The organism is Azospirillum tabaci (assembly GCF_014596085.1).
GTDB lineage: Bacteria > Pseudomonadota > Alphaproteobacteria > Azospirillales > Azospirillaceae > Azospirillum > Azospirillum tabaci.
Window position 1 is genome coordinate 64,794 of sequence record NZ_JACCJY010000032.1, and the last position, 10,237, is coordinate 75,030.

Below are 10,237 nucleotides of genomic sequence, written 5' to 3' on the forward strand. Positions count from 1 at the left end.
GAAGTCGCCCGGAACTTATGCTGGGGTGCTGGTCTGGAGGTTCCGGCGTCAGCCGGCGGCGCTCTGCACCGGCGCGGGGCCGATGTTGCGCAGGCGGCTCCAGTTCGGACCCTGCTGCTCCTGCTGGCGTTGCGGCAGTTCCACCGCCATGCCGTTCTTCAGAACGAAGGTCTTGTCGGAAATGTCGACGAAGGCCGGGGAATGGGTCAGCACGATGGTGGTGACGCCGCTGTTCTTGGCCTCGACGATGAACTCGCGCACCGCCTTGTGGCCGATCTCGTCCATGCCGGCCGACGGCTCGTCGAGAACCATCAGCGACGGGCGGCCGTAGCCGGCGCGGGCCAGGGCGATCAGACGGGCCGAGGCGCCGGTGATCGGGAACAGCGGGTCGGTCACCTCGGTCTCATAGCCGCCGGGCAGGCTCTCGACCCAGGCGTGGATGCCGGCGCGCTTGGCGGCGTCCTCGACCTTCTCCCGCGTCGTCTCGGTGAAGCGGGCGATGTTCTCGGCGATGGTGCCGGGCAACAGATCGGCGCCCTGCGCCATGTAGCCGATGCCCTGCTCCGGGGTTTCCGGGTTCAGCGAGGCGACGGCCAGACCGCCCAGCCGCACGGTGCCCGCCGACGGCATCGCCACACCGGCCAGCAGACGGGCCAGGACCGACTTGCCGGAGCGGTTGGGACCGGCGATGCACACCGTCTGGCCCGGCTCGACCGCCAGCGTGACGCTGCGCAGGATCGGCTTCTGGTCGCGGGGGGAGACGAACAGCAGGTTCTCGACGGTCAGACGGTCGCGCTCCACCGGGATGATCGGACGCTCCGGCTCCAGGGACAGGCGCTTCAGCAGCGGGAACAGGCGACGGAATGCCTGATAGGACTTTTGGATCTGACCCCAGGCGCCGGCGCTCTGCTCCACCGGGGCGAGGGCGCGGCCGACCAGCATGGAGGTGGCGATCATGCCGCCGAAGGACAGGTGCTGCTCGATCACCAGCAGGGCGCCGACGCCGGTCACCGCGATCTGGATGACCATGCGGACCCACTTGGTGAAGGCGCCGATGGCGGCGGCGCGCTCGGTCGAGCGGCCCTGGAGGGCGGAGGTGGTCATGGCGTCACGGGCCACGGCGTCCAGCGCGCTCGGCCCCATACGCAGGCCGCGCACCGTCTCCGACCGCGACAGCAAGGAGTCGAACAGGCGCTGCGAGCGGCTGGCCGGGGCCTTGCTGTCCTCGGCGAAGTGGCGGACCGCCCAGTTGCTCAGGAAGCCCAGCGCCGTCATGATGACCATCGCGGCGACCAGGATCACGGCGAGCAGCGGGTGGATCAGGTAGATGCCGATGACGTACAGGGGCACCCAGGGCAGGTCCATCAGGGCCGGCAGCGACGGGCGGCTCATCGCGCCCTTGACCTCCATGAGGTCACTGACCGGGGCGGTGTCCGGACGGCCGCGGCCCGAGGCGTCCAGCACATCGGCGGTCAGCCGGCGGCGCCAGGTGACCTCCAGCGCGTTGCCCGCGCGGGCCAGGATGCGCGCCCGCACCGTTTCCATGGCGGCGCTCAGCGTCAGGGCCATCACGACGATGACCGTCAGCATGACCAGCGTATCGATGTTGCCGGACGGAATGGCTCGGCTAAACACCTGAAGAGAATAAAGTGGCATCGCCAACATCAGAAGATTGATGGTGGCGCTGAAGACAAATGCACCAACGAGTACCCGGGTGAAATAATGTCCCCCGTGAGCCTTATCTTTTTTAGCATCTTTATTGGTCTTTTCAGACCCGCGAGAAAACAGACGAGGCATTTACAGCCCTCCAATTGTCACCGTTTGCGGCAGTGCCCACTGGATGCAGGCGAGGTCAGTTGGCGCGTTTTTGGTAAATGAAATCTGAAGATTGAGGGACATCACAGGAATGCCACCGAAAACCACCCCCTTTGCGCAGGCGCCAACGGCGCCTCATGTGAAGGATTGCCCGCTTCGTCCTGTCTCAAGGAACGCCGCATGACCGACACGCTGACCATCGAACCCGGCCATCTGGCCCTGCCCGATCTGCGCCGCATCCTGCGCGATCCGCCCGTTCTGGCCCTGGCGCCCGGCTGCCGCGCCGCCATTGAGGCCTCGGCCCGCACGGTGGCGGAAGCCGCGGGCGGGGAGCGCGCGGTCTATGGCGTCAACACCGGCTTCGGCCTGCTGGCAAAGAAGCGCATCCCCCCGGATCAGGTACGGGAGTTGCAGCGGCGGCTGGTCCTGTCGCACAGCGCCGGCACCGGGCCGGACCTGCCGCACGGCGTCGTCCGGCTGATCCTGGCGCTGAAGGTCAACGCGCTGGCGCGCGGCCATTCCGGCGTGCGCATGGCGGTGATCGAGGCGCTGCTGGCGCTCCACAACCGCGGCGTCCTGCCGGTGGTGCCGGCCAAGGGGTCGGTGGGGGCGTCCGGCGATCTGGCGCCGCTGGCCCACCTGACCGGCGTCCTGATCGGCGAAGGCGAGGCCGACGTGGACGGCGAGCGGTTGCCCGCCGCCGAAGCGCTGGCCCGCGCCGGGCTGGCGCCGCTGGCGTTGGAGGCCAAGGAGGGACTGGCGTTGCTGAACGGCACGCAGGTCTCGACCGCGCTGGGGCTGGCCGGGCTGGTCGCCGCCGAGGACGGATTCGCCGCCGCCCTGGTCGCCGGCGCGCTCAGCGTCGATGCCGCCTTGGGAAGCGACGGCCCGTTCGACGCGCGCATCCACGACCTGCGCGGCCAACCGGGCCAGCGCGACGTCGCCGCCCTTTACCGCTCTCTCCTCCAGGGCAGCGGCATCCGCGACTCTCACCGTGAGGGGCACGAGACGGTGCAGGACCCCTACAGCCTGCGCTGCCAGCCGCAGGTGATGGGCGCGGTGCTCGACCATCTGCGCTTCGCCGCGGGCGTGCTGGAGCGCGAGGCCAACGCGGTTTCCGACAACCCGCTGGTCTTTCCGGACAGCGGCGACATCCTGTCGGGCGGCAACTTCCACGCAGAGCCGGTGGCGATGGCCGCCGACGTGCTGGCCCTGTCCATCGCCGAGACGGGGACGCTGTCGGAACGGCGGATCGCGCTGCTGATGGACACCCACCTGTCGGGCCTGCCGCCCTTCCTGGTGGCCGATGGCGGGCTGAACAGCGGCTTCATGATCGCCCAGGTCACCGCGGCGGCGCTGGCCAGCGAGAACAAGCAGATGGCCCATCCGGCCAGCGTGGACAGCCTGCCCACCTCCGCCAACCAGGAGGACCATGTGAGCATGGCGACCCACGCCGCCCGCCGCCTGACGGACATGGCCGACAATCTGGCGGGAATCGTCGCCGTGGAGTTGCTGGCCGCGGCCCAGGGGGTGGACCTGAGGGCGCCGCTGGCCTCCTCCCCCGCGCTGGAGCGCGCGCGCACGCTGCTGCGCGCCCACGTGGCGATGTGGACGGAGGATCGCGCGATGGCCCCGGACATCGCGGCGGCGAAACGGTTGGTGACGGAGGGTGCCTTCCGCCCCTTCGCGGAGGCGCTTCTGCCCTGATACACGAAGCCAGCTGAGACAAGACCGCGCAGGCGGCCCCGGCCGGTTTTCGTCAATCCGTTGAAGGGCTAAGCTTCAGGCCATCCCACACCAACCGCTTCACTTCGATCCGGAGACCATCATGGAAGGACGCAAAGTCCCCTCGGTCGTGTTCAAGACCCGCGTGCGCGACGAAAGCGTCGGCGGCCCCAATCCGTTCCGCTGGCAGGACGTCAACAGCGACGAGCTGTTCGCCGGCAAGCGTGTCGTCGTCTTTTCCCTTCCGGGCGCCTTCACCCCGACCTGCTCCAACCAGCAGGTGCCGACCTACGACGCGCTCTATCCGGAATTCCGCGATCTGGGCATCGACGAGGTCTATTGCCTGAGCGTCAACGACGCCTTCGTGATGTTCCAGTGGGGCAAGCATCTCGGCGTGAAGAACGTCAAGCTGATGCCCGACGGCTCGGGCCACTTCACCCGCCGCATGGGCATGCTGATCAACAAGGACCATGTCGGCTTCGGCATGCGGAGCTGGCGCTACGCCATGGTGGTGACCGACGGCGTGATCGAGAAGCTGTTCGAGGAGCCGGGCATCAACGACACCGGAGAGGGTGGCGATCCCTACGGCGAATCCGCTCCGGAAGCGGTGCTGGCCTACCTGCGTTCGCGCTGAGTCCTTTGCACACATTCAGCACTTTCATAGGCTGCCTTCCAACCCTCTCCTCTCCGAGCAGAGAGTGGCCCGAAGGGCCGAGGGGGGTGCGCACAGCGGTACGTCCGGCACAAGCGCAACCCCCTCACCCTAACCCTCTCCCCGGAGGGGAGAGGGGATGTGAATTTATCCCTTCAGGCCGGAACGGCAGTCCCTTCCGCCGGCGCCACCTCGGCCACCTGCGCCTTGCGGCGTTCATGGGCCGCCCAGGCCCTCTCGTGCAGGTGATAGGCCACCGTGTTGCACAGCGGCTCCACCAGCGCCAGCGCGCCGCCCACCGCGATGCTGCCGGTCATCAGATAGCCGACCGTGAAGGCCACCGTGAAGTGGATGCAGGCGAAGCTGAAGGTCTTGGTCATCGTGGAACTCCCGAACGCCGCCGTTATTGCTCAGCCTCAGCATGCGTGCCGAGCGGCAAAAGGTCCAATCGAACGATTCAACCACATTAATAGTTTTTCCCTATCGTTTATCGAAAGGGACGGCGGCGGTCGCCGGCTTCCGGCACGCTGCCTCGGCGCAGCCGGGTACCGGGCGGAACGACCTCGAAGGGGCGGCTGTGCGGCGGCTCCAGCAACCGCACCTCGGGCCGCTTGAAGACGGGGATCAGCGCGGCCCCCATGACGAACCCGCCGACATGCGCCCAGAAGGCCACCCCGCCGCTGTCATCGGAGGTCGGGGTGGTGACCCCGCTCAGGATCTGTCCGACGAACCAGAAGCCCAGCACCAGCACCGCCGGGACGCTGATGACGCGCACGATGATGATGAACCAGAAGAAGACGCCGACATTCGCCCGCGGGTGCAGCACCAGATAAGCGCCGAGCACCCCGCCGATGGCCCCGCTTGCCCCCACCATTGGGACCTCGGAGGTCGGGGCTGCGAAGCTCTGGGCCATCGCCGCCGCCGTACCGCACAGCAGGTAGAAGACCACGAAGCGCCCCCGCCCCATGCTGTCCTCGACGTTGTTGCCGAAGATCCACAGGTACAGCATGTTGCCGGCAATGTGCAGGAAGCCACCATGCATGAACATGGAGGTGATGACCGACATCCAGGGCGGAACGACCCGCAACGGCTCCGGCAACTCGGCGTAGCCGAACAGCACCGCCGGAACGAGGCCGAAGGAATAGACCGCGAGGTTTCCGCCCCGCGCGCCCAGCGAGAGCTGCCACAGAAACACCATCACGCACAGCGCGATCAGCGCCATGGTGACGACCGGCGTCCGCCGCGTCGGGTTGTCGTCGTAGATGGGCAGGAACAGCATCGGCGGCGCTTTCGGTTGGGTCGGCCTTGTTCGATACCATGGTCCCGCCCCTTGGTTCCGCCAAGACGTACGGGGGACGCGTACAGCCGGAAGGCGGCAAAGAAAAACCGGCGCCCCTTGCGGAGCGCCGGTTTCGCTGACGAAAGCTGCGGTGTGGATCAAGTGCCCTGGGGCTCCGGGTCCATCCCGCCGCTCTCCTTGGTGGTCGGCACCGACGGGCGGCGGCCCGAGGTCGGGGTCGGCTGCTTCGGCGGGGCCGGAGAGAAGCCTTCCCGCTCGTCGTTGCGGATCAGCGGCTCGCCACGCAGCAGGCGGGCGATGTCCTCACCGCTCAGGGTCTCATACTCCAGCAGGCCCTTGGCGATGGTGTGAAGCTGGTCGATGTTCTCCGTCAGGATCCGGCGGGCCTCGCCGTACGCCTCGTCGACGATCCGGCGGATTTCCTCGTCCACCGTGCGGGCCGTGGCGTCGGACATGTTCTTGTGCTGGGTGACGGAGTGGCCGAGGAAGACCTCCTGCGTCGGTTCGCCATAGAGCAGCGGGCCCAGCTTGTCGCTCATGCCCCATTCGGTGACCATGCGGCGCGACATGTCGGTCGCCATCTTGATGTCGCCCGACGCGCCCGTGGTCACGCGGTCCTTGCCGAAGATCAGCTCTTCCGCGATGCGGCCGCCCATGGCGACGCGCAGGTCGGCGTGCAGCTTGGCCTGGGACAGCGAGATGCGGTCGCCTTCCGGCAGGCGCATCACCATGCCCAGGGCGCGGCCGCGCGGGATGATGGTGGCCTTGTGCACCGGATCGCTGTCCGGCTGGTGGATGGCGACGATGGCGTGACCGGCCTCGTGGTAGGCGGTCAGCTTCTTCTCGTCCTCGGTCATAACCATGGAGCGGCGCTCCGCGCCCATCATGACCTTGTCCTTGGCGGCCTCGAACTCGGCCATGCCGACGACGCGCTTGCCGATGCGGGCGGCGAGAAGCGCAGCCTCGTTGACGAGGTTGGCGAGGTCGGCGCCCGAGAAGCCCGGGGTGCCGCGCGCGATGACCTTGGCGTCGACGTCCGGGGACAGCGGCACCTTGCGCATATGGACCTTGAGGATCTTCTCGCGGCCCAGCACGTCCGGGTTCGGCACGACGACCTGACGATCGAAGCGGCCCGGACGCAGCAGCGCGGGGTCGAGCACGTCCGGACGGTTGGTCGCGGCGATGAGGATGACGCCCTCGTTCGCCTCGAAGCCGTCCATCTCGACCAGCAGCTGGTTCAGGGTCTGCTCGCGCTCGTCGTTGCCGCCGCCCAGGCCGGCGCCACGATGGCGGCCCACGGCGTCGATTTCGTCGATGAAGATGATGCAGGGGGCGTTCTTCTTGCCCTGCTCGAACATGTCGCGGACGCGGCTAGCGCCGACGCCCACGAACATCTCGACGAAGTCGGAGCCGGAGATGGTGAAGAAGGGCACATTGGCCTCACCCGCCACGGCGCGCGCGGTCAGGGTCTTACCGGTGCCCGGCGGACCGACGAGCAGCACGCCCTTCGGGATCTTGCCGCCCAGACGCTGGAACTTCTGCGGGTCCTTCAGGAACTCGACGATTTCCGCCAGCTCCTGCTTGGCCTCGTCGATGCCGGCGACGTCGTCGAAGGTGACCCGGCCGACCTTCTCCGTCAGCAGGCGCGCGCGGGACTTGCCAAAGCCCATGGCCTTGCCGCCGCCCGACTGCATCTGACGCATGAAGAAGATCCAGACGCCGATCAGCAGCAGCATCGGGAACCAGGACAGCAGCACGGAGAACAGCGACGGCACGTTGCTGTCGTCCGGAACGGCGCTGATGCGCACGTTCTTCTGCGTCAGCCGCTCGACCAGCCCGGCTTCGGGCGGGACGTAGGTGCTGAAGGACCGGCCGTCGGTGAAGTGGCCGGAGACCTGGTTTCCTTTGATGGTGACGTCGGCCACTTGGCCGCGGTCCACTTCGGCGAGAAGCTCGCTGAACGGAACCGTCGTCTGCGGGCTGCGCGTGGAGGAGCTCTGGAAGAGGTTGAACAGGGCCACCAACAGCAGCCCTATGATGATCCAGAGCGCGAGATTCTTGCCGAAATTGTTCACGTCAAAAGCCTTTCTGCGAACCCTGCGCGGAAAGGTAGGCTGATGCGGAGCCACCCCTCCCGGGCTTACGGGCACGTTCCCAGATTAAATAATGCCGACACGGTCCGAAACAACCGGAAAAGCTGGGCCGGCCAACACCATGCCGGGCGCGTGCAAAGCGACCGCCGAAAGGGGGGATCCGGGCCGCGAAAAACCCAGATGCGGCACCGCCGCCAGCCCATTTCCGTCCCAGAGCGCCGGCAGCGTCTCGCGGACCGGTTCGGGCAGGCCGATGCGGCTCGAATCCGGGCTTGCGGACCGCAGCATTCGCCACCCTTCCCGCCCCAATTTTCCCACGATGACCGCACCGCCCGCCCCCGCCGCCAGCCGAACAACGAATCGGCGATCCCACCAGACCTCCCCTCCCGGGGTAAGGTCCAGCCGTTCGGCGACCCCAACCGGTTCCCGCGCGATCACCAAATGCCCCCGCCGCGGCACGATGCGGCAGCCCCCAAGCGTGCGTCCCCGGAAGCCGCCGCCCGCGATGTCGGCGAACAGGCGTTCCGCCGCCTCGTCCTTCGGCGGATAGGCGGAGCCCCCCGTCGCGGCGATGCAGCGGACCAGCGCGCGCAGGCCAAGCTCCTCCGGCGCCTCCAGCAAAGGCTTCGGGTTCAAGCGCAGCCAGCCCTCGGGATGAACCTCGGCGGCTCCGGCCAACAGGGCGGAGGTCCCCGCTTCCAGCGCGTTGCGGGCACGCGCCGCCCGGCGGGCGAGGTCGGCGAGACGCGGCGGGTCCAACCCCTCGGCGGCCAGCGCCTCCCCCGCCGCGCGCAGGCGGGCGCGGGCGAAGCGTGGGTTGCGGTTGGATGGGTCCTCGATCCATTCCTGGCCGAAGGCGCGGCAGGTCGCCACCAGCCGTTCGTGGGGCAGGTCCAGCAGGGGCCGGATCACCCGCACCGCACCTGCCGCGCGCACCGGCGCCATGCCAGCCAGCCCGTCGATTCCGGAGCCGCGGGCGAAACGCAGCAGCACCGTCTCCGCCTGATCGTCGCGATGATGAGCGAGCGCCAGATGAAGGACGCCCTCCTCCCGGCAGCGCTCGGCCAGCAGACGGTGGCGCGCGGCGCGGGCCGCCTCCTGGATGCCGGTCGCCGGCTTCTCGCCATCCCAGCGCAGAACGGCGTGGGCGATGCCGCGGGCCTGGAGCCAGCCGCCCACCCGAGCGGCCTCCGCCGCGGATTCCGCGCGCAGGCCATGATCGACGATCAGCGCGAGGACATCCCCGCCCCGCTCCGCCGCCCAACTTTGAGCGAGCAGAACCAGCCCGAGGCTGTCCGCCCCGCCGGACACACCCACAGCCACGCGCGGCCGCGTCTCGAAGCCGCCCAGCCGGTCCAAGCGGGCGGCGAACTCACCCGTGGAAATCGGCCCGGCCGGGTCGGACGCGTTCACCGCACCCGTCAGGCGCAGTTCAGGCGGCGGCGCTCGGTGTCGGCGCGGCGCTTCACGCTGGCCGACGCCTCCGGAAACTTGGAGATCAGCTGGTTGTAGGCCGTGCAGGCGTCCTTCTTCTGATTGAGCTGCTGCAGCGACATGCCAAGCTTCAGCAGATTGTCCGCCGCCTTGTTGTTCTTCGGATACTTCTGCACGCCTTCGGCGAAGGCCACCGCGGCGTCCTGGAACTTGTTGCGGACGTAGTAAGTTTCACCCAGCCAGTACTGGGCGTTGCCGGCGAGCTGATGACCCTTGTTCTTGGCCAGGAAGTCGCTGAAGGCCTTTTCCGCCTTGTCGTAGTCGGACTGGCGCAGCAGCTCGAAGGCGTGCTCGTACTGCTTCTCCGGGGTCGAGTTGGCGGGCAACGGCGCCAGGGCGGCGGTCTGCTTCTCCGCCGGCTTGTCAGTCGTCTTTTCGGGGGCCTTCTCGGGCGCCTTGGCGGCGCTGGCGGCCGCCGGAGCCGCCGCGCTGGGCTTGGCCGGGGCGCCAAACGGATCGCTGGCCGCCCCGCCACCCTTGCTCTCCAGCTCCTTGAGGCGGAAGTCGATGTCGCTGTTGACCCGCTCCAGCCGGTCCTTCATCTGCGAGATCTGATAGGTCGCCTCTTCATAGCGCCCGGTCAGCTCCGACAGGGCGCGCTCCAGCTTCTGCAGCCGCACCTCGAAATCCGCGGCGAGCGAGGGCTGGATCTCGGCCGTCTGCCCCCGCGTGTAGGAATTGCCCGGATAGGCCTGCGCCACCTCGACACGCCCGCCCAGCGCCTCCACCCCCGACTCCAGCCGGTCCAGACGGTCCTGCAACGAAGCCGTCTGGGCGAAGACGGAACCGCTGCACAGCAGGCCGCCGAGCAGCAGGGCGGCGAAAGAAGTGGTCTTGGTCATGCGTCGAGGGTCCTGTCCGGGCGGGAAAAGCCGTCGTTAAGAGGGTGCCGGCCCAAGCGGGCGAAACTATGGCGGCTGTTTACCAGAAGCGCGCGCCCCTTGCACGGTGGTGATTTGGAAATCTCCCGCGCACCGGGCGCGCACCCGGAAGAGAACACAGAAAAAAGCCCCTTCCCGGCATTCCGGAAAGGGGCCCTTCTCAAAGGAGACTCCTAAGAGCGTCTTACGCCTTGAGGATGCCGCGGCCGGCGAAGCGGGCGGCGGTGCCGAGCATCTCCTCGATGCGGATCAGCTGGTTGTACTTGGCCAGCCGGTC

Annotated in this window: 9 protein-coding genes; 2 read left to right on the forward strand and 7 right to left on the reverse strand. The window is 68.2% G+C overall.

Annotated elements, in window-relative coordinates; genetic code table 11:
* Positions 1–48: 48 nt before the first annotated feature.
* Complete coding sequence (locus H0B54_RS24065) at positions 49–1,797, reverse strand: type I secretion system permease/ATPase (protein WP_188262413.1); 1,749 nt, start codon at positions 1,795–1,797, stop codon at positions 49–51.
* Between the two features lie 198 nt (positions 1,798–1,995).
* Here H0B54_RS24065 and hutH point away from each other — a divergent pair, with 198 nt between their 5' ends.
* Positions 1,996–3,522, forward strand: coding sequence for a histidine ammonia-lyase (hutH, locus tag H0B54_RS24070; protein ID WP_188262414.1), 1,527 nt, complete (start codon positions 1,996–1,998; stop codon positions 3,520–3,522).
* Positions 3,523–3,643: 121 nt separating this feature from the next.
* Complete coding sequence (locus tag H0B54_RS24075) at positions 3,644–4,174, forward strand: peroxiredoxin (protein ID WP_188262415.1); 531 nt, start codon at positions 3,644–3,646, stop codon at positions 4,172–4,174.
* A 173-nt stretch (positions 4,175–4,347) separates the two neighbouring features.
* On the opposite strand, the gene H0B54_RS24080 is transcribed toward H0B54_RS24075, so the two are convergent.
* The 6 genes from H0B54_RS24080 to H0B54_RS30330 form a co-directional block, all read right to left on the reverse strand.
* Positions 4,348–4,572 carry a DUF2061 domain-containing protein gene (locus tag H0B54_RS24080; RefSeq protein WP_188262416.1) on the reverse strand — a complete coding sequence of 75 codons (225 nt, stop codon included), beginning with the start codon at positions 4,570–4,572 and terminating at the stop codon, positions 4,348–4,350.
* Positions 4,573–4,679: 107 nt separating this feature from the next.
* A complete protein-coding gene (locus H0B54_RS24085; protein ID WP_246472735.1) occupies positions 4,680–5,471 on the reverse strand; it encodes a rhomboid family intramembrane serine protease in 792 nt (263 codons plus the stop codon).
* 158 nt (positions 5,472–5,629) lie between these two features.
* The gene (gene ftsH / locus H0B54_RS24090; protein WP_014240204.1) at positions 5,630–7,567 is read right to left on the reverse strand and encodes an ATP-dependent zinc metalloprotease FtsH; all 1,938 of its coding nucleotides are present in this window, start codon (positions 7,565–7,567) and stop codon (positions 5,630–5,632) included.
* A gap of 84 nt (positions 7,568–7,651) precedes the next feature.
* Positions 7,652–8,998, reverse strand: a complete 1,347-nt coding sequence (gene tilS, locus H0B54_RS24095; protein WP_188262417.1) for a tRNA lysidine(34) synthetase TilS — start codon at positions 8,996–8,998, stop codon at positions 7,652–7,654.
* Positions 8,999–9,006: 8 nt separating this feature from the next.
* Positions 9,007–9,921 carry a tol-pal system protein YbgF gene (gene ybgF, locus H0B54_RS24100; protein WP_188262418.1) on the reverse strand — a complete coding sequence of 305 codons (915 nt, stop codon included), beginning with the start codon at positions 9,919–9,921 and terminating at the stop codon, positions 9,007–9,009.
* A gap of 223 nt (positions 9,922–10,144) precedes the next feature.
* Positions 10,145–10,237: hypothetical protein (locus H0B54_RS30330; protein WP_188262419.1), on the reverse strand; the 93-nt coding region annotated here is incomplete at its 5' end.

Bases quoted from the DNA above. Each gene is read 5' to 3' on its own strand.
- H0B54_RS24065 (WP_188262413.1), bottom strand. From the start codon at position 1,797: ATGCCTCGTCTGTTTTCTCGCGGGTCTGAAAAGACCAATAAAGATGCT.
- hutH (WP_188262414.1), top strand. From the start codon at position 1,996: ATGACCGACACGCTGACCATCGAACCCGGCCATCTGGCCCTGCCCGAT.
- H0B54_RS24075 (WP_188262415.1), top strand. From the start codon at position 3,644: ATGGAAGGACGCAAAGTCCCCTCGGTCGTGTTCAAGACCCGCGTGCGC.
- H0B54_RS24080 (WP_188262416.1), bottom strand. From the start codon at position 4,572: ATGACCAAGACCTTCAGCTTCGCCTGCATCCACTTCACGGTGGCCTTC.
- H0B54_RS24085 (WP_246472735.1), bottom strand. From the start codon at position 5,471: ATGCTGTTCCTGCCCATCTACGACGACAACCCGACGCGGCGGACGCCG.
- ybgF (WP_188262418.1), bottom strand. From the start codon at position 9,921: ATGACCAAGACCACTTCTTTCGCCGCCCTGCTGCTCGGCGGCCTGCTG.